The organism is Pseudoalteromonas ostreae (genome assembly GCF_018069805.1).
GTDB lineage: Bacteria > Pseudomonadota > Gammaproteobacteria > Enterobacterales > Alteromonadaceae > Pseudoalteromonas > Pseudoalteromonas ostreae.
The window spans coordinates 39,369-65,798 of the sequence record NZ_JAGPYN010000024.1; the positions used below are offsets into that span (position 1 = coordinate 39,369).

The window sequence follows — 26,430 nt, forward strand, 5'->3', positions numbered from 1 at the left end:
TATGGAATCGCAACGCACGTTTTTATTCATCGGCCTGATGCTTGTATCGTTTTTATTGTTCCAAGAGTGGAATAAAGACTACAACGCACCAAAAGTCGATCCTAGTGCCAACACACAAACACTACAAACTAATTCCCCTGACTCTGATGATTATGTTCCATCATCAACCGATGGTGAATTACCAACTGCAGCAACAACCGCGAAACGTTCAGTTATTGAAATTACCACTGACGTATTCAAAGTTAAAATTGACACCCGTGGTGGTGATATTGTTGAAGCTGACTTACTGCAATACGAAGAAACAAAAGGCAGCGAAACGCCTTATATGTTACTTGGTGAGTTTGATGGTAAACAATACTTCTCTCAGAGTGGTTTAATAGGCTTAAATGGCCCTGATGCATCAGCAGAAGGTCGCCCGGTTTATCACACTGAGCAAAAAACATTTGCTTTAACAGGTGACGAACTTCGCGTACCACTTACATTTACTGATAGCAAAGGTGTTAGTTTTACTAAAACGTATGTATTCAAAAAAGGTCAATACGATGTTGCTTTAGAATACTCAGTAAATAACACCACCGCAGAGCCAATTCAAGTACAGCTGTATACGCAAGTAAAACGCACAGTACAAGATAAAGGCAGCTTAGTTGACCAAAACTACTTAGGTGCTGCCTATGGTTCTGCTGAGGAAAAGTACGAGAAATATAGCTTTTCTGATATGGCCGACAAAAACCTTAGCATTAATACCCAAGGTGGTTATATTGCTTTTATTCAGCACTACTTTGTAAGTGCTTGGGTTCCTTCGCAAGAACAGCAAAATACCCTTTACAGCTTAATTGCAAAAGGCAACGCAGCAATTATTGGTGCTAAAGGTGAGCCGATAAATGTACAAGCGAACCAACAAGCAACTCTTGGTGCAACTTACTATATGGGCCCTAAAGAATCGGATATACTTGAAGCTATTCATCCGAACTTAGATTTAACTGTCGATTACGGTTGGTTATGGTTTATCTCACAGCCGTTATTTATACTATTAAAATGGCTACATAGCATACTAGGTAACTGGGGTGTGGCAATTATCGCCATTACTGTGATTGTTAAATCAGCAATGTACCCACTTACCAAAGCGCAATATACGTCAATGGCGAAGATGCGTGCCCTACAGCCTAAAATGGCTGCATTAAAAGAAAAGTTTGGTGATGACCGTCAAAAATTCGGCCAAGCAACCATGGAAATGTACCGCAAAGAGAAAGTAAACCCTATGGGTGGCTGTTTCCCTATTTTGCTGCAAATGCCAATTTTCTTAGCGCTATTTTATGTATTCTTAGAATCAACAGAACTGCGTCATGCAGAGTTTTTCTTATGGTTAACTGATTTATCTGCGAAAGACCCATACTACGTATTACCAATTTTATTTGGCTTAAGTATGTTTGTTACTCAGAAACTACAACCAATGACGGTAACCGATCCAATGCAACAAAAGATGATGACCTTTATGCCGGTTATCTTCTCAGTGTTCTTCCTTTGGTTCCCATCTGGTCTAGTACTTTACTGGTTAGTATCAAACCTTATCTCTATCGCACAGATGCTAATCATCTATCGCGGTATGGAAAAGCAAGGAATAAAAGTCAGGGGCTAATTTGCTCAGTTAATTAAATTAAGGCGACCATTGGTCGCCTTTTTTATTGGCTGTTTTTAGCCACAGCTATTCGCTACAAATAACGGCATAGGTTACAATACGCACATATCGTTATTCATAAAGTTGGTAAATTACTAGCATGATCAATCAAGACACAATTGCAGCACAAGCAACCGCACCTGGTCGTGGTGGCGTTGGTATTATTCGCGTTTCTGGCAGTTTAGTAAAAACCGTCGCCGAACAGATTATTGGTCGTTGTCCTAAGGTGCGTTACGCCGATTACGTGCCATTTAACAGTCTTGCTGGCGAGCAACTTGATCAAGGTATTGCTATTTATTTTGCCGGGCCAAACTCCTTCACTGGCGAAGATGTACTTGAACTACAAGGCCACGGTGGCCCTGTAGTACTGGATATGCTACTTAAAGAAATTAGCCAAATTGAAGGTGTGCGATTAGCAAAGCCAGGCGAGTTTTCTGAGCGCGCCTTTATGAACGACAAAATGGACTTAACCCAAGCAGAAGCAATTGCTGACTTAATTAATGCCACTTCAGAACAAGCAGCCAAAAGCGCCTTACAATCACTCCAGGGCGAGTTCTCTAAGCACATTGATACCTTAGTTGAAAAAGTCATTCACTTGCGTATGTACGTAGAAGCGGCCATTGATTTTCCCGATGAGGAAATAGACTTTTTATCTGACGGTAAAGTCTCAGGTGATCTAAATGCCATTATCACCCAGCTAAGCAATGTGACCAATCAAGCAAAACAAGGCAGCATTATGCGTGAAGGTATGCGCGTGGTGATTGCTGGGCGCCCTAACGCAGGAAAATCTAGTTTACTAAATGCACTTGCAGGGCGTGAAGCCGCTATTGTTACTGAAATTGCCGGCACCACCCGTGACGTACTACGAGAACACATTCACATTGATGGCATGCCGCTACATATTATTGATACTGCAGGCCTGCGCGAAAGCCCAGACCGCGTTGAGCAAATAGGCATTGAACGCGCATGGGATGAAATAAAACAAGCCGATCGCGTGTTGTTTATGCTTGATGGCACTGATACCAAATACACTGACCCACATGCTATTTGGCCAGAGTTTATGGCCAAACTGCCTGCCGGTATGGGCGTAACCGTGATCAGAAATAAAGCCGACTTATCGGGTGACGAAGTAGGTATGAGCGAAAACCAGCAATATCCAGTGATCAGCTTAAGTGCTAAAAATGCTGATGGTATAGAGTTAGTTCGTACTCACTTAAAAGCATGTATAGGTTTTCAGGGAGCTACCGAAGGCGGTTTTATGGCCCGTCGTCGTCACTTGGATGCACTCGATAGCGCAGCTCATCATTTACAAACTGGCAAAGACCAATTAGAGATGCATATTGCCGGTGAGATCCTAGCTGAAGAACTACGTTTAACACAAAACTACTTAAACGAGATCACCGGTGAATTTACCTCTGACGATCTACTTGGCAAAATTTTCAGCTCATTTTGTATCGGTAAATAACAAGGTAAACCAAAGGAAGGAAACAAACATCCAACGAAAGTTAAAATACCAATATATTAATAAATTTAATAACTTATCAATCTTTCAATAGTTTCCTTTAGTTACATAATATGGGTCTTGAACGGCCCACCTACTTATTTGATGTGGGCCACTATTGGTCCACCAAAGACGAAGTTATTATAGATCGTAAACGAAAAGAGGCGATGACCACCCTACCAAGTCTATTTCAATAAGGGATATTAGGTTGGGAAATATGGGAAACTGGGAAAATATAATAAAAACATATAAACATAAATTTATTTAACTTCCCTCTTTCCCGCTTTTATTTGAAAAGCCAGTTGTATCCAGGAGGTGTAAAAGCGTCGAGTGCTTGCCACTCAGAGCACCGCATACCTCTTGGATAACCTTCACTACGCAGAGAAAGGCCAGTCAAGCTAGAAATCGCCCGCAGGGTTGCGAAGCAAGGGGGCCCCGCTTGCGGGGTTCCGATTTATAGCTTTACGGGACTTGAATTCAAGAGTGGTTTAGTTCAATAAATGAGAGGAAATTGTTTAATAATAATAGAAGCGACTGAGTGAGTTTGCTATGTTATTGACATACTTAAATTTTGCTCTTTGAAGAAGATAATATATATGGATGTTCCAAAAAAAATAAGAGATAGCAGTGCGATAGCTTCATGGAGTGGTTTTATATATCAAGGAAAAGTTGCTCTCTATCATTGTATTCACTTACTCAACAATGAAAGTTATAGACCATGCAACTTAAAGGTAGAGTCTCTTGATGATTTTGTTATTTATAGTCAGGAAGATAAGGCTTTAAGTCTTCATCAAGTAAAAGCTAGAGTAGATAGTAAACGCTCTGCATATAATTCAGCAGTTCAACAGGCAGCAGAGATTGCAGCATATGGAATTGATAAAAATACTAAACGCTGGTTTCATGTTGCTCGTGAACTAGATGACTTTTCTCCATTTAATCCAACCAACACTACGCAAAACAAAGTTGAGTTTTATCGCTATAATGATGGCAACCAATACCTTCAGCTGGACCAAGTTAACGCCAAACTTGAGAAAGTAACCTCGGACTATTTAGCAAAAGCTAAACTAAACAGCTCTCCACTACTAATACAGTATAAGCTTGCCTTGCTCTATACGTTACTTGATACAAAAGTTATATCAGCTCATTCCAAAATTCACAATGAGGGTGAAATAAAGTTTAACGCAGCGAATAAAACTCCAATTTTATTTACTGAGATTGAGGAATGTTTAAAATCAGAAGTCCTAGATGATACCGATGAACGCATGGTTTTGAACAGATTTAAGCGCAACTTACTCGAAAGAACGGATCTTCTTATCGAAAGTAATGAAACTTCATCACAAATATCACTTATAGATATATTAGCTTGCCGAAACGCTATTGCCCATATGGATCTGTCAAAGCTGAAGAGGCTCTATTATGCTAAAAAGCCAAATATAGCCTCTGTTACCGTTGAAGGATTTAGTCATGACAGTGTAGAAAACTATATGGATATAATTGCACTTATTAGGAAATTAGTAGTTGCCTCTGATCTTCCTCATTATCACCAACAAATATTTGGCACATATCTACCAACAGCTATTCAATTAAAAAAAATCAATGAGAAGCTATCTTTATCAGAAATACAAAACAATGTTGAAGCATTACGAGAAAACTCAATAATTCAGGATATTTTGTACGAATATAACAATTTAATTGTTGAAATGAAGCATCCCCCTTTCCCACTCAGTGAAGCTTCAAAAATAACGGGAAAGTTTATAGATGTTTCAGAAGATGATGAAGACAAGAACCGACTCACAAAAATTCATAACGTAAGATTCATCTCAACGGAAGATGCTCAAGGGGAACTAAATGATTAAACAGATTATTCAACAAGTAGCGGAAAAGTCACCTTGTCAATTTCAACAGTTGGAATCTCCATTTGAAGAATTAGATTTTTATGAAGCAAAAGATTCTCGCTTCCAGCGCTTCCTTGTTGTTCTAGAAGTCAATCAGCTATGCTCTCCATCTAAGCTAAATGCTCAAGTGCAAGATAAAACCCCTGAAAGCCTTCTAACAAAACCATCTTTTGCTAAGAATACTGACTTGGTTATCTTATTCAAGTTGGACGAGCTTACAGAGCTTCCGCAGCAGGAGCATAGTATTTTTGATATTGAAGAAAATGCCTATAGCCTCAAAAAACATGTTTTATATTATACAACAAAGGAACTAGACCAGCTAAAACAATACCTTGATAGAGGTGAAGACATAGACTCATTAATATCCAGCTCTGAAGCTTTTACACGCTATAAAGAAAATCCAAGCGAGGAAACTGCTTTTAGCTTGACCTGCCGTCTTTTTGTCAAACTTCCTTTTTTAGCTGCTCCAATACAAGAGTCAACTTTAGAAGACGCAAATAAAATTGCGGATCAGCTGCTAAGCAAGAAGCAACTTTTAACCTTCTTCCAATCAATAGAGCTACAACTTGATAAAGGTAGTGAATATAAAAAAGTCATGGAGACACTAATCGATGAACAAATGGCGAATTAATCGACTAAAAATAAATGGCTTCAAAGTATTCTCTTCCTTCGAAGAGCATTATGAAAGTGACCTAATCATCTATGATGGACCAAATGGATTTGGTAAAACATCTCTATTTGATGCTAAACAGCTACTTTTCCGTGGGAAGCTACCTAGAATTACAGCTCGATTAAAACCAGTTACCCCTAATAAACATAGCTTTAAAAGTAATCTTTATAGGCATAATGGTTATACTGGTGATATCTGTATTGTGGCTGAGCTAACTAATGGCAGCGAATCAATAAGCATTATGCGTAAGGCTGAAGCTAATGAAATGAAGTCCAAAAAGAACAAGCCTAGTGAGTTCTCTATTTTTAAGTTATATCAGCTAGTAAGCTTCAATGACTGGACATCTGCAAAAGCAATTAACGATGAGAATGCGTTCTGGCAGCAACACTTAGGGAGTAACTTTCAAAAAAACTTCGACGTATTAAACTACCTTCAGCAAGATAGCAAAGCATTGGTCATTCCAGATGGTTGCTGCGGAGATACAACTCGAACCAAGCAAATTGAACATCTTATCAATTTAGATGAACTTGAGGCTAGAAGGGAAAATATTAATAACCTAAAAGAAGCTCGAAAATCAGCTTACGACCTAGAAGTAAAAAACAAAGACTTATTAGATAAAGAAATTAATCAACTAAAGCAGCAGTTATCTGCACCTGGAGAAGCAGCAGAGTATTGCCGACTGACTACTATGGAGCCAACTCCAATCTGGGATTCAGAGGCACCTCTAACAATTGAGCGCGTGGCTGATTACCCGAATCAACTTGCACAGGTGAATCTTATTAAAACACTTCTCGAGCACTCTAGCGAGATCGAGTTGCGAGAAAGAAACAGGAAGAAAAGAGCTTTCTTACAGACAAAAGAGTTTGCTTTAGCCATAAACCTTGCTCCGCATTTTCATAAACTACAAAAGTTAAAAAACTTACGTGAACAAAGAAAACCATTGAATCAAGCAATAAACATTGCCAAAAAGAACGCAACTGCACTAAAAGAAATTGACTTACCACCACTCAAACAATCATTGACAGATCAGTTCGATGACTTTTGTGAGCTAGTTAAGGCTAAAGAACAATTCCAAGCTTACCAAGGCAAAATAGAGGAAACAAAAAACAAAACTCTAGAGTTAAGAAGTCGATTAAAAGCGGCTATTAATCAGGATGAGGCTCACTGTCCTCTGTGTGGTTTTGATTACAATGAGCAAAAATTGCTCATTGATGCGATAGATACTCGAACAAAAACAATTGAAAGAGAGCTTGATGAAAATGGACAAAAAGTTGCTAGCTATACGCAAAAAATTAGTATAACCCTACAAACACTAATTCCAAAACTTGAACAACAACTAGTAAAAATAGATACAGAGTTCAACCCTGTGCTACTTCGTGAATTGGAGTTGAATGAGCATCAATCACTGCGTCTAATCAAAATCGCAGAGCGTGTTCAAAACATAAATATTACACTACCAACTGAATACTTAGAAACTCCAGAGCAAAAAGCAGAACAAGTTGAGATTGTGCGTCAACAAATACAATCGTCATTTGAAGCTGAAAGCGACTTACTTTCAGAGCAGGCTTTCGCTTTCTATCATAGTACTTTTAGTAACTCTGAAGAGCTTAAGGTCATTACTCAATATTTAATTAAAAAGAAACTCGCTTATCTACATAACGAGTACAACAACCTTATCAGCAAAACACATGAAATAAAGCTAATAGCTTTCAACCAATCCCAAGCAAGGTTAGAGGCTATTAGCAAGGTAGATAATAAGTTAAAAGAAACTGAAAAGCAGCTCAATTTAGCTCGTAATACGTATATAAACAAAACACTTGGTGAGATTGAATTACTGTTCCACATATACAGTGGACGCTTATTACAAAATATGCAGACTGGATTAGGAATTTTTTTAGAGCGAACTGAGGGAACTCAAAAAGATACTCCTTTGCAGTTTAAAACAGCAAAGGGAAATGAACACGATGCTGTTCTCTCTATGAGCAGCGGGCAAATCAGCGCCTTAGCACTGGCCTTATTTCTTGCTCTTAACAAAAAATATGCAGAAACAGCTTTTGTTTTCATTGATGATCCTACGCAGTGTATGGATGAAATCAATATCGCATCTCTCAGTGATTTATTAAGAGTAGAATTTCGAGATCGACAAGTAATAATGTCAACCCATGAACAAGACATAGCTAATTATTTGATATACCGCTACGGTAAAGCAGGATTATCACATAAAAAGATAAATCTTTTAAAGAAACATAGAGATGAACATATAAATAATTAGCCCCACAAAAAAATAAACTTTTAAGGCGGATTGGCGACGAGTCGTCCCTACTCGAAAGAGGTAGGGACGACTCGAAGAGTCGCCCGTCGAGGCCACTGCTCATGATGCCTCGACATCCGATCCGCCTTGAATAATTGCAGGGCCAGAAGAAGGATAGAGATTTGAGCTCACCAAAAGGTGTTGCAATCTCTGATCACTGTGATAATTTTAATGTTGAACTCGCTCGTAATGAGCATAAAGAAAAAGGGCGTATTAAATGCCCGTAACACGTTCCTGAGGAGCTGCACTCGCAGCATTATGGGTCACCCGACCACCCCCCTATAAATAACACAAATATAAACCACAGTAGTTCGCGCTGTATTTCAACATAAATCACACTAAAATTTATGTTCAGTGCCGAATTTGGCCAGCGTAGTCACCGTAATCTTTTTATAGTCATAATGAAATTTACTTTTGAGATCATTATGAACAAATACCAAACCTTTCATCAATTACATAAACAAGACCAATTATTTGTATTACCAAATGCGTGGGATCCATTAAGCGCTCGTATATTAGCGGATGCTGGTTTTGCTGCTATCGCCACAACAAGTTGGGGGATGGCCCAATCTCGTGGTCAAGAAGATGGCGAACAATGCTCATTTGAGGAGTTTATAAGTCAGCTAAAACCAATAATCGATGCTGTTAATATTGCTGTTTCTGTGGATATTGAATCAGGTTACAGTAATGACGTAAACACTATTTGTCAGCATGTTTTAGCCGTAGCCAAATTAGGTGCTGTCGGTATTAATATTGAGGATTCAGATAAAAAAACAGCTCAGTTACGCTCCCTAGAACACCAAGTAGAGATCCTTAAAGCGATTAAAAACACACTTAAAAAGTATGGTTTTTCACAGCTATTTATCAATGCTAGAACTGATTGCTACAGCCAAAATATGGATTCTCTTGAACATGTAATAACTCGATCTTTGGCTTATCAAGACGCTGGCGTTGATGGTATTTTTATCCCTGGATTATCCGATTTAACAGCAATAAAGCAAATAACAACGACACTTAAGGTGCCACTTAACGTGATGGCACAGCCATTAAAAAGTGATTTCTTTTGCGATAATATTAGTAATAGCAGCTCATTATTTGCACATGGCGTGCAAAGATATACGCTTGGCAATGCACTATTTGATGCCACAAAAGCCTATATTTTTACCGCTAGCAGTACTTTTAATAGCACAAAAAGTAGCGATCATTTATTCTAATCGGAGTTTTAAAAGCTATTTATACAAAATTAAAATCATAATTAGTGATAAAAATAGCAACTAATTTAGAAATTGATCAGCACAAGCTCAAATTGTTATCCACAATTTGGGCTTTTTTGATCATTTTTAACTGAGAGGCATATAAAAAGTACTCAATTTATTAGCTAAAACAGTATAAATCGAGCAATAAACCCACTAAATCAACTTTAATTGCCATTAATTACTTATTTAGCACCCTACTTGAAATATTTTTTGGCATTTCATAAATTAATTTATAGCCAAAACGATCGTTATCAACAGGCGAGCTATCCACATTCTGATCACTCGTTTTAAAACTCTTAATGAAACGAAAATTCACCACTCATAAAACGTAAAATCAATAGCTTAGTAAAATAAAAATAAGATCTTATGTTGTTACTACCCAGCTTTCCCACTTTTTATCAACAGCTTGATCAGAAGATTACATATTGGAATACTTTATTTTATTTATATATATCAAATGATTACGAATTAAAAATAAGAAACATCAAAAATCGTACTTTAAATACTTATACAAACTTCCATTCAAGGCTTTACTGCTGAGTAAACTCAGTTATCATAAGCCTATAAGTAAGCAGTTGTGTGATCAAATAGAATTATGAACTCCGTTAATATCATTATAGGCAGCCAAATGGGATCTGCTGAGTATGTAGGTGAGCAACTAGCAGAGCAGTTAGTTACTCAAGGGATCACTACAGAAGTTCATGATCAACCTAACTTTTCACAGATAAACCAAGAAAATACTATCTGGTTATTGTGTACTTCTACTTATGGTGCTGGTGATTACCCTGAGAACCTTTTATCCTTTGTTGAAGATATTAATCAAGTCAATGATTTAAAAGGATTAAAGTTTAGTGTTATTGGCTTAGGTGACACCAGTTATGATACCTATAACCTCGCTGGCCGTAATCTAGAACAACTTTTAGTAAGTAAAGGCGCGCAATGTATAGCAGAGCGCTTAGAGTTGAATATTCTTGATGAAGAACTACCAGAAGACACCGCATTAGCTTGGTTACCAAGCTGGATCGAGCAAATAAACCGTATTTAATTAAGATCACAGTTTAGATCCAAATTTAAAGTTACCCACAATTTACTGAGTATTTAGATCAGATTGTGGATAAGCTATGATCTAACTGCGTTTTAAGACTATGTTATCCATTGGATAAGATCTGATCCAATACCCCCTGTGCATAAAGAGCCTTTTTGATCAGAGCTTATAATCAGTTAGATCCGATCATATTAACACCTTTAGATCCGATCTAACTTTATGTTTTAATAAGTAAACTAAACCTTATCAACAGAAATCATGCTCAGTAGTAGTAACAGTAATAAAAGATCTCTTTAAAAGATCCTTTATATTATTAGAGATCATTTACTTAGATCTTGGCCACAGTTTAATCATTTATCTTCTGTAAATTTATAGGTAGAATACGCTCCCCCTTGAAAGTTTGCTGGTTGATTAAGTAGGATCCCGAAATGATTTTTCACGAAAATTTTGATGTTATTGTTGTTGGTGGTGGACATGCAGGTACAGAAGCTGCGTTAGCTGCTGCACGTATGGGTATGAATACCCTACTGCTGACTCACAATATGGATACCCTTGGTCAGATGTCATGTAACCCAGCAATTGGTGGTATTGGCAAAGGTCATTTGGTTAAAGAAATTGATGCACTAGGTGGTGCAATGGCCCAAGCAATTGATAAAGGCGGTATTCAATTCCGTACTTTAAATTCTTCAAAGGGGCCTGCAGTAAGAGCTACTCGTGCACAAGCAGATCGCGCTTTATATAAAGCTGCTATTCAAGATATTTTACAACACCAAGATAACCTGAAGATCTTTCAGCAATCATGTGATGATCTGATTGTTGAAAATAATAAAGTAACAGGTGTTGTTACTCAAATGGGACTGCGTTTTAGCGCACCTTCTGTGGTATTAACCGTAGGCACTTTCCTTGGTGGCCAAATTCACATTGGCTTAGAAAACTTTAAAGGTGGTCGCGCTGGTGATCCACCTTCAATTGCATTAGCAAATCGTTTACGTGAATTACCATTTCGTGTTGATCGCTTAAAAACTGGAACGCCACCACGTATTGATGCCCGTACAGTTGATTTTAGTAAAATGGAACAACAACCTGGTGATGCTATAACACCGGTGTTTTCATTTATGGGTAAGCAGTTAGATCATCCACAACAAATTTCTTGCTTCATCACATACACCAATGAAAAAACTCATGATGTGATCCGCAATAATTTACATCGTTCACCTATGTACTCAGGTGTTATTGAAGGGATTGGTCCACGTTACTGTCCTTCTATTGAAGATAAAATTGTTCGCTTTGCAGATAAAGACAAACATCAAATTTTTGTTGAGCCTGAAGGCCTAACATCTTATGAGCTTTATCCAAATGGTATTTCAACTAGTTTGCCATTTGATGTGCAATTAGAGATTGTGCAATCAATCACTGGCTTTGAAAATGCACATATTTGCCGTCCAGGCTATGCTATCGAGTACGACTTTTTTGATCCACGCGATTTAAAGAAATCATTAGAGACCAAATTTATTGATGGTTTGTTCTTTGCTGGACAGATCAATGGCACTACAGGCTATGAAGAAGCCGGTGCACAAGGCTTAATTGCCGGTATGAATGCAGCATTGCAAGTGCAAGGTAAAGAGCCTTGGACACCACGCCGTGATGAAGCTTATGTAGGTGTATTAATCGACGATTTAACTACACTAGGTACCAAAGAACCGTACCGTATGTTTACTAGTCGTGCTGAATTCCGTTTGTTACTACGTGAAGACAACGCTGATATTCGTTTAACAGCAAAAGGTCGTGAACTTGGTTTAGTTAACGATGAACGCTGGCAAGCATTTAATGAAAAAATGGATATCATTGCAAAAGAATCTCAACGGATCAAAGAAACTTGGATCCATAAAGATCACGCTGTAATTGATCAAGTTAATAGCTTACTTAAAACACCATTAACCCGAGAAGCAAGTTTAGAAGAATTATTACGTCGCCCTGAGATCCGTTATAACGATCTAATGGCGATCGAAGGATTAGGATCTGAGTTTGATCATGCAACAGCGTTAGAGCAAGTTGAGATCCACACTAAGTACGCAGGTTATATTGCTCGTCAGCAAGAAGAGATCAATAAGCAACTTCGTCATGAGTTAACTATTTTGCCTAAAGATTATGATTACTCGATCGTATCGGGTCTATCAAATGAAGTGGTTGCTAAATTAACTGAGGCGCGTCCTGATACAATCGGTCAAGCATCACGTATTTCAGGTATCACGCCTGCTGCTATTTCGCTATTATTAGTTTATCTGAAGAAGCAAGGCTTACTACGTAAAATTGCGTAGTCATTAAGGAATACTGTGTTACAGCAACAATTAACTACTTTGTTAGCGCAAACTGATATTGCGCTAACTGAAAAACAACAGCAACAATTGGTTCACTATGTTGAGTTACTCAATAAATGGAACAAAGCTTATAATTTGACCTCCGTACGTTTACCTGAGGATATGATGATTAAGCATATTATGGATAGCTTAGTTGTTGCACCTCACCTACCCGGTCATCATTATATTGATGTTGGTACGGGTCCTGGTCTTCCGGGTATCGTATTAGCTATTGCATTACCTGAGACACAATTTATTTTATTAGATAGTTTAGGTAAACGCGTGCGTTTTTTAATGCAGGTAAAACATGAGCTAGGTTTGAAAAATGTAACCCCGGTGCAGTCTAGAGTTGAAGATTATCAACCAAGTGTTAAATTAGATGGTGTATTAAGTCGTGCTTTTGCATCTTTACAAGATATGGTTGACTGGTGTTCGCACTTGATTGATCATTCAGGTAAGTTTATTGCCTTAAAAGGCGTATTTCCAAGTGAAGAACTAGAATCTTTACCAGCAGGTGTTAAGTTCGAGCAAAAAATCACCTTGGAAGTACCAAAATTAGATGCGCAAAGACATTTAATTATTCTTTCTAAAGACTAGGGATCAGAGATACTGTGGCAAAAGTCATCGCAATAGCAAACCAAAAAGGTGGTGTGGGTAAAACCACCACAGCAGTTAATCTCGCGGCATCAATGGCTGCAACTAAACGTAAAGTGTTGCTTATTGATCTCGATCCGCAAGGCAATGCAACCATGGGCAGCGGTGTAGACAAATACGGCGATGTGGCAACAATTTATGATTTATTAATCGAAGATAAACCAATTGAAGAAGTTGTTACTAAAGAAACCTCTGGTGAATATCATTTAATTGCCGCTAATGGTGATGTTACCGCCGCCGAAGTTAAACTGATGGAGCTTTATGCTCGAGAAGTACGACTACGTAACGCCCTTGAAAAAATATCTGATCAATATGAATTTATTTTTATCGACTGCCCACCATCACTGAACATGCTTACGGTGAATGCAATGGCGGCAGCAGATTCAATTTTAGTGCCTATGCAATGTGAATATTATGCGCTTGAAGGCTTAACCGCATTAATGGACACAATTACGCAATTAGCCAAGTTAGTTAATCCGAAACTACAGATTGAAGGGATTTTACGTACTATGTACGATCCGCGTAATCGTTTGGCCAATGATGTATCTGAGCAGCTTAAACAACATTTTGGCGATAAAGTATACCGCACCGTGATCCCACGTAATGTACGTTTAGCTGAAGCGCCGAGTTTTGGTGCACCCGCAATGTATTATGACCGGGCATCAAGTGGCGCTAAAGCGTATTTAGCACTTGCCGGTGAAATGTTACGCAGAAAAGAAAAAATATCCCCAATCGTCGCCTAACTTGAGGTAAAAAGAACATGTCTGCTAAAAAACGCGGTTTAGGCCGAGGACTCGATGCTTTATTAAGCTCGTCAAAACCAGCACCGAGTGCCCGCACTGAACAACCCAACGTGAGTGAGCAGGATGTAATTGTTCAGCCAACCAGTAGTGAACTGCAAAAGCTACCGATTGAATTTTTACACTCAGGTAAATATCAGCCACGTAAAGACATGTCCGAAGAAGCGCTTGAAGAGCTAGCAAGCTCAATTCGATCGCAAGGGATTATTCAGCCCATTGTAGTTCGTCCAGTAGCAGAAAACAGTTATGAGATTATAGCTGGTGAACGTCGCTGGCGTGCTGCACAAATAGCTAAGCTAGACGTAGTACCATGTATCATTAAAGATGTGCCTGATGAAGCTGCTGTGGCCATCGCATTGATTGAAAATATTCAACGCGAAGATCTAAATGCCATGGAAGAAGCGGTTGCATTGCACCGTTTGTTAACTGAGTTTGAATTAACTCACCAACAAGTGGCAGATGCCGTAGGCAAATCACGCACCACGGTAACTAATTTATTACGACTAAATAACCTTAATGATGATGTTAAAATATTGTTGGAACATGGCGATATTGAAATGGGTCATGCGCGTTGTTTATTAGCCCTTGAAGGTGAAGCACAATCTGATGCTGCTCGACTGGCTGTAGCAAAGGCTTTAACTGTACGCGAAACAGAAAAATTAGTTCGTTCAATTATTGAACCTGTCCCTAAAAAAGAAATTTTCGAAAAAGATCCAGATGTCAAGCAGTTAGAACAACAATTAGCCGAAAACTTGGGTGCTAAAGTTGAAATTAACTACAACAAAAAAGGCAAAGGAAACTTAGTTATTTCATATACTAACTTAGCAGAGTTAGATGGAATTTTAAGCCGTATAAATGCAGAGAATTCCGAGCATTAATAAATATCATGTCCAAAAAGAGACATTCGTCGCAAATTTGCACCACAATACACCGACTCAAGTTGCAAAACTGGTAGGAATCAGTATAATTTCGCCAGTTTTCATGCCCTGACAATTAGATTGCCACTAAGGTTAACTAAACGTGACAAATAAGTTAGCGAGGCCATATCGGCTTGCCGCATTAAAATTAATATGTCTTCAGGGTGTTGTAGCATTAGTTGCTGCTGTAATCATTTTTGTTGGTTGGGGAGTAGATGCCGGCCTTTCAGCTATCGCTGGAGGCACTGTAGCGGCGCTCCCTAATTTTGTATTTGTTATCTATGCATTCCGTTATATGGGTGCTAGTAAAGCAAAACAAGTGTTTGCCTCGTTTAAACGCGGCAACGGATTAAAATTTTTGCTAACAATCTTTTTGTTTACGCTGATATTTAAACTGTATCCGGTAATCTTTTTGCCATTTTTTTGCAGTTTTATATTAGTGATGTTCGTTGGATTGTTCGCGCCAGTTTTTTTTAATCATTAACTTTTGGGATATAACATGGCTGCAGGTGAAGAGCTAACTCTAACGGGTTACATCAAGCACCACCTAACCAACGGTCAGGTGCGTCTATCCGACGACCCTAACAATTGGTGGATGGTACTTAATGTCGATACCCTCGCATGGTCTATCGGTTTAGGATTGATCTTTCTATGGATTTTTAAGCGCGCTGCGAATAAAGCAACGCTTGGTGTTCCTGGTAAATTTCAGTGCTTTATCGAGATGGTCGTAGAATTCGTTGACTCTAACGTGAAAGATACCTTTCACGGTAAAAGTAAACTAATTGCCCCTCTTGCTCTGACAATTTTTGTCTGGGTATTCTTGATGAACTTAATGGATTTAATACCTGTTGATTTCCTACCAACTGCTGCGGCATTGATTAGTGGTGAGTCTTGGGATGTTATTTCAAGCGGTCAATCGCATACTTATATGAAAGTGGTACCTACAACCGATCTTAACTTAACGTTAGCAATGGGTTTAGGTGTATTCGCACTTATCATCTTTTATTCGATTCGCGTTAAAGGCGTTATGGGTTTTGTTAAAGAACTTACATTACAACCATTTAACGTTAAGAACCCAGTGGTTCAAGCACTATTTATTCCAGTAAACTTGTTACTAGAGCTAGTAACCTTGTTTGCTAAGCCAATTTCATTGGCACTACGTTTATTTGGTAACTTATACGCAGGTGAATTGATCTTCATTCTGATTGCAGCGATTGGCTTATTCCAATTACCACTGCACTTCGTATGGGCTGTGTTCCACATTCTCGTAATCGTATTGCAAGCATTCATCTTCATGATGCTAACAATTGTATACCTGAGCATGGCGTCAACTGATCATTAATCAGGCGTCAGTTCAATAAAGATTTTTTTACTTAAACTTTAAACTTTGAAAATTAATCGGAGAAAAAAATGGAAATCGTACTAGGTCTTAAATATATCGCTGTAGCGTTACTTATCGGTTTTGGTGCTTTAGGTACTGCTATCGGTTTTGGTAACTTAGGTGGTAAATTCCTTGAGTCTGCTGCTCGTCAACCTGAGCTTGCACCACAACTACAAGTTAAAATGTTCATCGTAGCGGGTCTTATCGATGCTATCGCAATGATCGGTGTAGGTATTGGTCTATACATGTTGTTCGCACTTTAATATTGAAAAAATACTTTATCCGCGATCAACTATTGACTAAGGAGGAGTGGTTGTGAGTTTAAACCTTACTCTACTCGGCGAATTAATAGCATTTATCGTTTTTGTTTGGTTCTGCATGAAGTTTGTGTGGCCACCACTTAACGGTGCTATTGAAGCTCGCCAGAAAAAAATTGAAGATGGTTTAGCGGCCTCTGATAAAGCTGAAAAAGATCTTGAACTTGCTCGTAAAAAAGCAACTGCAGAACTTAAAGATGCTAAATCACAAGCTGCTGAAATCATCGAGCAAGCTAAGAAGCGTGCAACGCAAATCGTAGACGAAGAGACATCTCGTGGTCACGACGAGCGCGAAAACATCATTGCTCAAGGTCATTCTGAAATTGAAGCCGAGCGTAACCGTGTTAAAGAAGAGCTGCGTAAGCAAGTTGCTACTTTAGCGGTTATCGGCGCACAGAAGATTCTAGAGCGCGAAATCAATGAAGCCGCGCACAGCGACATTGTTGAAAAACTTGTAGCTGAGCTTTAATAGGAGGGTCTGAGCATGTCTGAATTGACTACAATCGCTCGCCCATACGCTAAAGCGGCCTTTGAATTTGCCGTTGAAAAAGGCGTAGTTGAGAGTTGGAATGATATGTTGTTTTTTGCTTCAGAAGTGGCGAAAAATGAACAAGTCGCTCAATTCCTAACTGGAAGCGCCTCTGCTGATAAGCAATCAGAAATTGTTATTTCTGTTTGTGCAGAGCAACTCAACGAATACGGTCAAAACCTTGTAAAGGTGATGGCTGAAAATGGACGTTTGACCGCCCTACCAGCTGTTGCACAATTGTTCTCTGCTTTTAAAGCAGATTACGATAAAGAGATTGATGTTGACATCACCTCTGCAACAATCCTTGCTGCAACGCAGCAAGAAACACTGGTAGCGGCACTTGAAAAACGTTTCGCACGCAAAGTTAAGCTGAATTGTAGTGTTGACGAATCACTTGTTGGTGGCCTTATGATTAAGGCAGGAGACACAGTAATCGACGGCACTGTTCGCGGTAAATTAAACCGTTTAGCCACTACACTACAATCGTAATTGGGAAGAAGAGCATGCAACTTAATTCCACTGAAATTTCTGATCTGATCAAACAACGTATTGAGAAGTTCGAAGTTGTAAGTGAAGCTCGTAACGAAGGTACAATTGTATCTGTTACTGACGGTATCATTCGCATCCACGGTCTTGCTGACTGTATGCAAGGTGAAATGATTGAGCTTCCAGGCAACCGTTATGCTATCGCACTAAACCTTGAGCGTGACTCAATTGGTGCAGTAGTAATGGGTCCATACGCTGACCTTACAGAAGGCGTAAAAGTATACACAACTGGTCGTATCTTAGAAGTTCCTGTTGGTGCTGGTTTACTTGGTCGTGTTGTAAACACACTAGGTGCACCTATCGACGGTAAAGGCGCTTTAGATAACGACGGTTTTGAACCTGTAGAAAAAATTGCACCGGGTGTAATCGAACGTAAATCAGTAGATGAGCCAGTACAAACTGGTTATAAATCTATCGATGCGATGATCCCAGTGGGTCGTGGTCAACGTGAACTTGTGATCGGTGACCGCCAAACAGGTAAAACTGCACTAGCAATCGATGCAATCATCAATCAAAAAGACACAGGCGTTAAGTGTGTGTACGTAGCGATTGGTCAAAAAGCATCTACTATTGCTAACGTAGTACGTAAATTAGAAGAGCACGGTGCATTAGCAAACACTATCGTAGTTGTTGCATCTGCTTCTGAGTCTGCGGCACTTCAGTACTTAGCACCGTTCGCGGGCTGTACTATGGGTGAATACTTCCGTGACCGTGGTGAAAACGCATTAATCGTATATGATGATTTATCTAAGCAAGCAGTTGCTTACCGTCAAATCTCATTGCTACTTAAGCGTCCACCAGGTCGTGAAGCATACCCAGGTGACGTATTCTATCTTCACTCTCGTCTTCTTGAGCGTGCATCGCGTGTAAACGCTGAGTACGTTGAAAAGTTCACCAATGGTGAAGTGAAAGGTAAAACAGGTTCATTGACGGCATTGCCAATCATTGAAACTCAAGGCGGCGACGTTTCTGCGTTCGTACCGACTAACGTTATCTCTATCACCGATGGTCAGATCTTCTTAGAAACTGACTTATTCAACTCAGGTATCCGTCCGGCAGTAAATGCTGGTATCTCGGTATCGCGTGTTGGTGGTGCTGCACAAACTAAAATCGTTAAGAAACTAGGTGGCGGTATTCGTCTAGCCCTAGCTCAGTATCGTGAATTAGCTGCGTTCTCGCAGTTCGCGTCTGACCTTGATGATGCAACTCGTGCTCAACTTGAGCATGGTGAGCGTGTAACAGAGCTAATGAAGCAGAAACAGTACGCGCCAATGTCTGTTGCTGAAATGTCTTTGTCGTTATTTGCAGCAGAGAAAGGTTACCTTCAAGATATCGAAATCGTTAAAATCATGGATTTCGAAGCTGGGTTACTTTCTTATGCAAACAGCACATACGCAGAGCTTATGGCTCAAATCAATGAAACTGGTAACTACAATGCCGAGATCGAAGCGCAGCTTAAAGAACTTCTAGAGAAGTTTAAATCTACGCAAACTTGGTAATTTAGTTATAAATGGTGCGCTTTAGTTTGCTAAAGCACACCTTGATTCGGAGAAAGAGTCATGGCCAGCGGAAAAGAGATTAAAAGCAAGATCGGTAGTATTAAAAATACTCAAAAGATCACTAGCGCTATGGAAATGGTTGCTGCGTCTAAAATGAAAAAGGCACAGGAACGAGTGGCTTCAAGCCGTCCGTACGCTGAAAATTTACGCAAAGTGATCGGTCATGTTGCTAATGCTAACCTTGAATATCGCCATCCATATATGGAAGAGCGTGAGGTCAAGCGCGTTGGTTATATCGTCATTTCTACCGACCGTGGTTTATGTGGTGGCTTAAACTCTAATGAGTTTAAGAAAGTATCTTTAGATATCAAAGCGTGGAAAGAAAAAGGTGTTTCTGCAGATTTCGCAGTTATGGGCTCAAAAGCCGGCACTTTCTTTAACCGTTTTGGTGGAACAGTACTTGCCAAAAAATCAGGGTTAGGCGATGCGCCTTCTATTACCGACGTAATTGGTCCGGTAAAAGTAATGCTAGAAGCATTCAATGAAGGCAAATTAGACCGCTTGTATGTGGTTTACAACAAGTTTGTAAATACCATGAAGCAAGAGCCAACAATCGATCAGTTGTTGCCTTTGCCAAAAGACGAAAGCAAAGAACTTGCACACCGTTGGGATTACATTTACGAACCAGATCCAAAAGCAATTTTGGATACATTAATGGTTCGTTTTGTGGAATCTCAAGTATACCAAGGTGTAGTTGAAAATGCTGCCTCTGAACAGGCCGCCCGTATGGTTGCAATGAAAGCTGCAACTGATAACGCTGGCGACCTTATGGATGAGTTACAGCTTGTTTATAACAAGGCTCGCCAAGCGGCAATCACACAAGAAATTAGTGAGATTTGTTCTGGTTCAGCAGCAGTTTAATGCTTCGGGCAAAGATTAACGAGAGGAATAGACATGAGTTTAGGTAAGGTCGTCCAAATTATCGGCGCCGTTGTGGATATTGAATTTTCACAAGACAGCGTGCCAGCCGTATATGACGCGTTAAAAATAACAGATGGCGATTTAGCTGGTTTGACTCTAGAAGTTCAACAACAGCTAGGTGGCGGTGTGGTACGTACTATCGCACTAGGTACTACTGACGGTTTACGCCGTGGTGCAGCAGTATCAAACACAGGTGAAGCGATTCAAGTTCCAGTTGGTAAAGCAACGCTTGGTCGTATCATGAACGTACTTGGTGAGCCAATCGATGAAGCTGGTCCAATCGGCGAAGAAGACCGTATGTCTATTCACCGTGCAGCGCCTTCATACGAAGAGCAATCAAGTTCAGTAGAACTTTTAGAAACTGGTATCAAGGTAATCGACCTTGTATGTCCATTCGCTAAAGGTGGTAAAGTTGGTTTATTCGGTGGTGCCGGTGTTGGTAAAACCGTAAACATGATGGAACTTATTCGTAACATCGCAATCGAGCACAGCGGCTACTCAGTATTCGCCGGTGTTGGTGAGCGTACTCGTGAGGGTAACGATTTCTACCATGAAATGAACGATTCAAACGTACTTGATAAAGTATCGCTTGTATATGGTCAGATGAACGAGCCTCCAGGTAACCGTTTACGCGTAGCGTTAACAGGTCTTACTATGGCTGAAAAGTTCCGTGACGAAGGTCGCGACGTACTTTTCTTTGTAGATAACATCTACCGTTACACACTTGCTGGTACAGAAGTATCTGCACTTCTTGGTCGTATGCCATCAGCGGTAGGTTACCAGCCTACACTTGCTGAAGAAATGGGTGTACTTCAAGAGCGTATCGCATCTACTAAGACAGGTTCAATCACTTCAATCCAAGCGGTATACGTACCTGCGGATGATTTAACGGATCCATCTCCAGCAACAACGTTTGCTCACTTAGATGCAACAGTAGTACTTTCGCGTGATATCGCGTCACTTGGTATCTACCCAGCGGTAGACCCACTTGATTCATCTTCACGTCAACTTGATCCATTAGTAATTGGTCAAGAGCACTACGATACAGCACGTGGCGTTCAAACAGTTCTTCAGCGTTATAAAGAACTTAAAGACATCATTGCAATCCTAGGTATGGACGAGCTTTCTGACGAAGATAAGCAACTTGTATCTCGTGCACGTAAAATCCAACGTTTCCTATCTCAGCCATTCTTCGTGGCAGAGGTTTTCACAGGATCACCGGGTAAATACGTGTCACTTAAAGACACAATTGCTGGCTTCAAAGGCATCTTAAACGGTGAATTTGATGATATGCCAGAGCAAGCGTTCTACATGGTTGGCTCTATCGAAGAAGCTCAAGAAAAAGCCAAAAACATGTAATTAGGAGGGTAGTATGGCAGCTATGACTGTACATCTTGACGTAGTAAGCGCAGAGCAGAAGTTATTCTCTGGTCTGGTTGAATCGATTCAAGTAAGCGGTAGTGAAGGTGAACTAGGTGTAAACCCAGGACATGCGCCACTATTGACTGCCCTTAAACCTGGTATGGTACGTTTAGTAAAGCAATTTGGTCAGGAAGAAGTAATGTATGTTGCTGGTGGCACTCTAGAAGTGCAACCAAACATAGTGATTATTTTGGCCGATGTAGCGGTTCGTGGTGAAGACCTTGACGAACAAGCAACAGAAGCAGCTAAACGTGAAGCTGAAGCGCAAATGGCGAATTCTTCAGCCGCTGAATTAGATTATCAACAAGCAGCAGTACAACTTGCAGAAGCAATTGCACAGCTACGCGTTATTCAGCAATTACGTAAAAAGTAAGCCTATCTGGTTTTTAAAAGCCCACTTTATGTGGGCTTTTTTGTTTCTGTAATATATTGCATTATTATTTTATTGGAACAATATCATTTTTCTAAACTCTACTTTTACAGCGCTTTATCATTATTTTTACTTATATCCTTCATCGATCCCCGTTACAATATAACTAATACAAAGCAAGTTGTGATTTCAGCTTAGATTCAGTGTGCGGTGTTAGTTTACACGCTGAGTATGTGCACATGATGTGACTTACGTAATCTTGGTTGAATTTATACACGCTTACTCATTTCAATAAAACAAAGAAAGAAGGAAATTGTTTTAATGTCTCTGACTACAGTGATTCTTGCTGCGGGTAAAGGTACTCGTATGCGCTCTGCTCTTCCTAAGGTACTGCATAAAGTTGCCGGTAAACCTATGGTGCAACACGTTATCAATAATGCCAACGCCCTAGGCGCAACTTCTACTAACCTCGTTTATGGTCACGGCGGCGAACTATTACAACAACAATTAGCCGATAATAACGTAAACTGGGTGCTGCAAGCTGAGCAACTAGGCACAGGTCACGCAGTGGCACAAGCTAACCCACATATAAATGACGACGACACCGTACTGGTTTTATACGGTGACGTACCACTGACAAAGCAATCAACCCTTGAGCGTTTATTGGCTGCTACACCTAAAAACGGCTTAGCCGTGCTTACTGTTAATTTAGCTAACCCTAATGGTTATGGCCGTATGTTACGTGTTGATGGCAAGCTAGTGGGTATTGTTGAGCAAAAAGATGCAAGCGCAGAGCAATTACTTATTAACGAAGTAAACACTGGCATTATGGCTGTAAACGGTAAACTGCTGAAAAGCTGGTTAGGCAACTTATCTAACGAAAACGCGCAAGGTGAATACTACCTCACTGATATAGTCGCAATGGCGCATAGTGAAGGCGTTGAAATTAGCTCTGCACAACCAGATCACCCAATGGAAGTTGAAGGTGCAAATAACCGCGTACAACTTGCAGGCCTAGAGCGTGCTTATCAAGTATGGCAAGCAGAAGAGTTAATGTTAAATGGGGCGACTCTTGCTGACCCTGCACGCATTGATGTTCGTGGTGAAGTAACAACCGGTGAAGATGTGTTGATTGATGTAAACGTTATTTTTGAAGGTAAAGTTACCCTTGGTAATAACGTTGAAGTGGGCCCTAACTGTGTACTTAAAAATTGTACTATTGGCGATAACGTAATTATTAAAGCCAATACCTTAATTGAAGATGCAAGCGTTGCCGATAAGTGTACTTTAGGTCCTTATGCTCGCTTGCGCCCAGGTGCGATTATGGAAGAAGACTCGCACATTGGTAACTTTGTTGAGATGAAAAAAACCCGTTTAGGCAAAGGCTCTAAAGCAAATCATCTTTCTTACTTAGGTGATGCGGAAATTGGCGAAAAAGTAAATATTGGTGCCGGTACTATTACCTGTAACTATGATGGCGTAAATAAAGCCAAAACCATCATAGGTGATAATTCATTTATTGGCTCTAATTCATCATTAGTAGCACCAGTAAATATTGGGGCAACAGCTACAATTGGTGCAGGCTCGGTGATCACCAGCACTGTTGAAGATGAACAACTAGCAATCGCGCGTTCAAAGCAACGCAACTTAGATGGCTGGAAGCGCCCAGTTAAAAAGTAATATTATAAGTACCTAAAAGCGAGTTTTATTAGCTCGCTTTTATTGCCATAATTTTTAAAGCCGCTAGAATGACTAATTAATGGATTAACAATAGACAATAAGGATTTACTATGTCTGCTCATGCTCGTCGTGCAATTGCACAAAGACAACGCTAACACCAAATAAAAACGCTTCTTGCTGGTAACAACCATACTCTATTACTAATGAATTCAGCAGAGTTTGTTGATTACATTATTTCTGTAAAGATGAAACAAGGTAAATCTCGTTCTGAAGCGGTTGACTGGATTGATGGTGTATTAGCACAGCATAACTCAGCATCGAATATTTGGGAGCGAATAAAAGATCCTTTAAAAACAGGCGCAGGTCTTTACCCTTTATTTGATGATATGAAGTCATTAGCCATAATAGCGGCTGTAATGCAGCGCCAAGGTAATGTTTTCGGTAAGTTTAAAATAAAAATTTATAATGGCTCACCCGCGATCATAATAGATTCTTACCCTGGAATACGCGCTCACCTTACAGGTACCCGTTATTTGGCTAGTAACCCTAAGCTGTTCACTATAGGAGTGGGTAAGCTCGAAGCAGCCAAAGCGATGAAAACCGGCTTCGTTATTAGTTTAATTATTTCAGTGACATTTCATGCAATCGACCAGGTTTTAAATGATCAAAAAACATGGCATGACTTAGTTGCGGGTATTGCTGTAGATATGGCAGTAGTTGGAGCGGCTATTGCGACGACATTTGTTGCAACTAAAATAGCAACGGCTGTTTTTGGTACAGTGGTAATTGCTTCCGCAACTATACCACTAGTGATTGTTGTCGCAGTTGGTTTTGCTTTTACAGGTTTAACGTTATTTTTCTCTACAGATTCGTTGGTGGAAGCGATTGCAGGTGAATTAAGAAAAATAGAAGACGATATAGTTAATGGGCTTATCAAAATAAATCAACAGATAAAAGTAATTGATAATAATTATCAAAAAGACCCAGCGGGATTTTTACATTCACTTTTTGGAATACCCTCCTTTGAATTTGGAAAAAGTAAGAGTTACAAATAATGTCTTTATTACATTGGAAAAAAGCGGATAAAAAATTTACAGATCACACTGTGGAAGAGAGAATATGTATAGCTATTGGCGTTATTGCATTTTTCTTTTTATCTATTTTGATTGTATATGCGTTTTATTATGGCTTAAAGGAGTTTGTATTTTATGATGGGTCAAAAAGTTATGTGAGGGAAAGTGGAATTATTACAGGTATTATTTTTCTTCTTCCATTTACAAGCTTGATGACTATAGGTGCTCTACAGAAGCTTTTGAACTATAAAAATGAAGGTACACTGAGGTTGATGGTAAAAGTTATGCTCTATTGTATACCTTTATGTTTTTTATTAATAATTGTTAGCAATTTTATCATTGAGTTTAATTTAAAAAATAAGGGATATAGTTTTTGTTACTGGTATACAAGCCCTTCTTTTCGAGGCCCCGATGTTTGGTTAAAAAATGATGAACTATGCTTGCAAGATGGTTCTGTAATTATTAGTGATGTAGCTGATTGGTTTGAAATGCATAATGAAAAAGGTGTTGAGCCAACGCTAAATGAATTAGAGGCTTTTATTAAAAAGACAAGAATGGAGCTTGGTAGATAAAGTGCAGTAGCGTAGATCTAATAGTTAGGTAATGCGTTTGGTAACTTTAAAATAAAAATTTTTGAAATCCCTATTTTTAATAAAGCTAGGCCTAATTACTAGTGAAATTTTTAGAGTGGAAAAAAGCAGAGAAAAAGTTATCTCTTACAAATATGAAAGAAATTGCATCTATTTTTTTCTTGTTAATTGTTAGTGGAGGACTGTGCTATAAAATAGCCTTAAACTTTTTTTCCGAAGTGGAAACTATATTTTTAGTTAGCCAGCCTCAATTTTTTATAAAAGAGCAAGCCTCTATACTTCTATCTTTTTTATTATTCCCTTGCTTATTTTTAACGTTTTTATCGACTTTACAACGCTTTATGGGGTTTGATATAGAGTTAACTTTAATTAATGCATTTAAAAGTGCAGTTGTAGGCTTAATTGCTTTTTTAATTCTATCAATCCCGACCAATCTAGCTGTAGAAGCTAATTTAAAGAGCAAAGGCTATATTTATTGCAATTGGTACACCGGCGCTTCAGTTCGTGCTCCTGATGTATGGTTAAAAAATGATGAGTTATGCTTACAAGATGGTTCTGTAATCATTAGTGATATCTATGATTGGTTTGAAATGCATAATGAAAAAGGGGTTGAGCCAACGCTGTCTGAGCTTAAAGCTTTTATACAAGAAACTAGAACAGAGTATAATCGTTAAAATAAAATCAAAATTAGTAAAGACTATAGGGCGCTTTAAGTTCTTTCTCTGCTGATATTTTAAGTTAATGACTATCTTTTGCTCAAAGTTACCTCTGTATCCCTTTGTTTGTATGGTTATTGTACTAAATTGAAATTAATTTAATAAAACTGAAATAAAGCATTGACCCTCTCCAGAATATCCCTATAATGCGCATCCACTGACCCTGCAGGCAGCAATGAAAAGTGCTGAACAAACGGTAAGTTAGTCGAGTGAAACTTAGCTTTTAAATCTTTTAAAAGAAACTA

Annotated in this window: 24 protein-coding genes; all 24 read left to right on the top strand. The window is 39.2% G+C overall.

Annotation, left to right across the window (positions count from 1 at the left end; all coding sequences use genetic code 11):
• Position 1 precedes the first annotated feature (1 nt).
• The 24 genes from yidC to J7338_RS16985 all read left to right on the top strand — a co-directional run bounded on the left by yidC (position 2) and on the right by J7338_RS16985 (position 26,143).
• Positions 2-1,636 (top strand): membrane protein insertase YidC, encoded by a 1,635-nt coding sequence (yidC, locus tag J7338_RS16870; protein WP_210798120.1) that lies wholly within the window; start codon positions 2-4, stop codon positions 1,634-1,636.
• Positions 1,637-1,775: 139 nt separating this feature from the next.
• On the top strand, positions 1,776-3,140 hold the full coding sequence (gene mnmE / locus J7338_RS16875) for a tRNA uridine-5-carboxymethylaminomethyl(34) synthesis GTPase MnmE (protein WP_210798121.1): 1,365 nt from the start codon (positions 1,776-1,778) through the stop codon (positions 3,138-3,140).
• Between the two features lie 632 nt (positions 3,141-3,772).
• Complete coding sequence (locus J7338_RS16880) at positions 3,773-5,032, top strand: ABC-three component system protein (RefSeq protein WP_210798122.1); 1,260 nt, start codon at positions 3,773-3,775, stop codon at positions 5,030-5,032.
• On the top strand, positions 5,025-5,702 hold the full coding sequence (locus J7338_RS16885; protein WP_210798123.1) for an ABC-three component system middle component 1: 678 nt from the start codon (positions 5,025-5,027) through the stop codon (positions 5,700-5,702). The genes J7338_RS16880 and J7338_RS16885 overlap by 8 nt, the downstream gene beginning before the upstream one ends.
• The gene (locus J7338_RS16890; RefSeq protein WP_210798124.1) at positions 5,683-8,013 is read left to right on the top strand and encodes an AAA family ATPase; all 2,331 of its coding nucleotides are present in this window, start codon (positions 5,683-5,685) and stop codon (positions 8,011-8,013) included. Before J7338_RS16885 ends, J7338_RS16890 begins: the two co-directional genes overlap by 20 nt.
• A gap of 464 nt (positions 8,014-8,477) precedes the next feature.
• Positions 8,478-9,266 (top strand): isocitrate lyase/PEP mutase family protein, encoded by a 789-nt coding sequence (locus tag J7338_RS16895; RefSeq protein WP_210798125.1) that lies wholly within the window; start codon positions 8,478-8,480, stop codon positions 9,264-9,266.
• A gap of 637 nt (positions 9,267-9,903) precedes the next feature.
• Positions 9,904-10,353, top strand: coding sequence for an FMN-binding protein MioC (mioC, locus tag J7338_RS16900; RefSeq protein WP_182718516.1), 450 nt, complete (start codon positions 9,904-9,906; stop codon positions 10,351-10,353).
• Between the two features lie 428 nt (positions 10,354-10,781).
• The gene (gene mnmG, locus J7338_RS16905) at positions 10,782-12,671 is read left to right on the top strand and encodes a tRNA uridine-5-carboxymethylaminomethyl(34) synthesis enzyme MnmG (RefSeq protein WP_210798126.1); all 1,890 of its coding nucleotides are present in this window, start codon (positions 10,782-10,784) and stop codon (positions 12,669-12,671) included.
• A gap of 15 nt (positions 12,672-12,686) precedes the next feature.
• Complete coding sequence (gene rsmG, locus J7338_RS16910; RefSeq protein WP_210798127.1) at positions 12,687-13,307, top strand: 16S rRNA (guanine(527)-N(7))-methyltransferase RsmG; 621 nt, start codon at positions 12,687-12,689, stop codon at positions 13,305-13,307.
• Between the two features lie 14 nt (positions 13,308-13,321).
• Positions 13,322-14,107 carry a ParA family protein gene (locus J7338_RS16915; protein ID WP_145241697.1) on the top strand — a complete coding sequence of 262 codons (786 nt, stop codon included), beginning with the start codon at positions 13,322-13,324 and terminating at the stop codon, positions 14,105-14,107.
• A 17-nt stretch (positions 14,108-14,124) separates the two neighbouring features.
• A complete protein-coding gene (locus J7338_RS16920; RefSeq protein ID WP_210798128.1) occupies positions 14,125-15,042 on the top strand; it encodes a ParB/RepB/Spo0J family partition protein in 918 nt (305 codons plus the stop codon).
• A gap of 142 nt (positions 15,043-15,184) precedes the next feature.
• On the top strand, positions 15,185-15,565 hold the full coding sequence (locus J7338_RS16925) for an ATP synthase subunit I (RefSeq protein ID WP_210798129.1): 381 nt from the start codon (positions 15,185-15,187) through the stop codon (positions 15,563-15,565).
• 15 nt (positions 15,566-15,580) lie between these two features.
• Positions 15,581-16,423 (top strand): F0F1 ATP synthase subunit A, encoded by an 843-nt coding sequence (gene atpB, locus J7338_RS16930; protein WP_145241691.1) that lies wholly within the window; start codon positions 15,581-15,583, stop codon positions 16,421-16,423.
• 68 nt (positions 16,424-16,491) lie between these two features.
• Positions 16,492-16,725, top strand: a complete 234-nt coding sequence (gene atpE, locus J7338_RS16935; protein ID WP_009838908.1) for a F0F1 ATP synthase subunit C — start codon at positions 16,492-16,494, stop codon at positions 16,723-16,725.
• A 52-nt stretch (positions 16,726-16,777) separates the two neighbouring features.
• Positions 16,778-17,248 carry a F0F1 ATP synthase subunit B gene (gene atpF / locus J7338_RS16940; RefSeq protein ID WP_210798130.1) on the top strand — a complete coding sequence of 157 codons (471 nt, stop codon included), beginning with the start codon at positions 16,778-16,780 and terminating at the stop codon, positions 17,246-17,248.
• A 15-nt stretch (positions 17,249-17,263) separates the two neighbouring features.
• Positions 17,264-17,797 (top strand): F0F1 ATP synthase subunit delta, encoded by a 534-nt coding sequence (gene atpH / locus J7338_RS16945; RefSeq protein WP_210798131.1) that lies wholly within the window; start codon positions 17,264-17,266, stop codon positions 17,795-17,797.
• 14 nt (positions 17,798-17,811) lie between these two features.
• Complete coding sequence (gene atpA / locus J7338_RS16950; RefSeq protein ID WP_145241685.1) at positions 17,812-19,353, top strand: F0F1 ATP synthase subunit alpha; 1,542 nt, start codon at positions 17,812-17,814, stop codon at positions 19,351-19,353.
• Positions 19,354-19,413: 60 nt separating this feature from the next.
• The gene (gene atpG / locus J7338_RS16955; RefSeq protein WP_145241683.1) at positions 19,414-20,274 is read left to right on the top strand and encodes a F0F1 ATP synthase subunit gamma; all 861 of its coding nucleotides are present in this window, start codon (positions 19,414-19,416) and stop codon (positions 20,272-20,274) included.
• 33 nt (positions 20,275-20,307) lie between these two features.
• Entirely contained in the window at positions 20,308-21,693 is a 1,386-nt protein-coding gene (gene atpD, locus J7338_RS16960; protein WP_210798132.1) for a F0F1 ATP synthase subunit beta, read from the top strand.
• 13 nt (positions 21,694-21,706) lie between these two features.
• The gene (locus J7338_RS16965; protein ID WP_210798133.1) at positions 21,707-22,129 is read left to right on the top strand and encodes a F0F1 ATP synthase subunit epsilon; all 423 of its coding nucleotides are present in this window, start codon (positions 21,707-21,709) and stop codon (positions 22,127-22,129) included.
• Between the two features lie 318 nt (positions 22,130-22,447).
• Complete coding sequence (gene glmU, locus J7338_RS16970; protein ID WP_210798134.1) at positions 22,448-23,806, top strand: bifunctional UDP-N-acetylglucosamine diphosphorylase/glucosamine-1-phosphate N-acetyltransferase GlmU; 1,359 nt, start codon at positions 22,448-22,450, stop codon at positions 23,804-23,806.
• Positions 23,807-24,009: 203 nt separating this feature from the next.
• Complete coding sequence (locus J7338_RS16975; protein ID WP_228733018.1) at positions 24,010-24,861, top strand: hypothetical protein; 852 nt, start codon at positions 24,010-24,012, stop codon at positions 24,859-24,861.
• Entirely contained in the window at positions 24,861-25,451 is a 591-nt protein-coding gene (locus J7338_RS16980; RefSeq protein ID WP_210798135.1) for a hypothetical protein, read from the top strand. Before J7338_RS16975 ends, J7338_RS16980 begins: the two co-directional genes overlap by 1 nt.
• A 101-nt stretch (positions 25,452-25,552) precedes the next feature.
• The gene (locus tag J7338_RS16985) at positions 25,553-26,143 is read left to right on the top strand and encodes a DUF1240 domain-containing protein (protein ID WP_210798136.1); all 591 of its coding nucleotides are present in this window, start codon (positions 25,553-25,555) and stop codon (positions 26,141-26,143) included.
• The last annotated feature ends 287 nt before the right edge of the window (positions 26,144-26,430 follow it).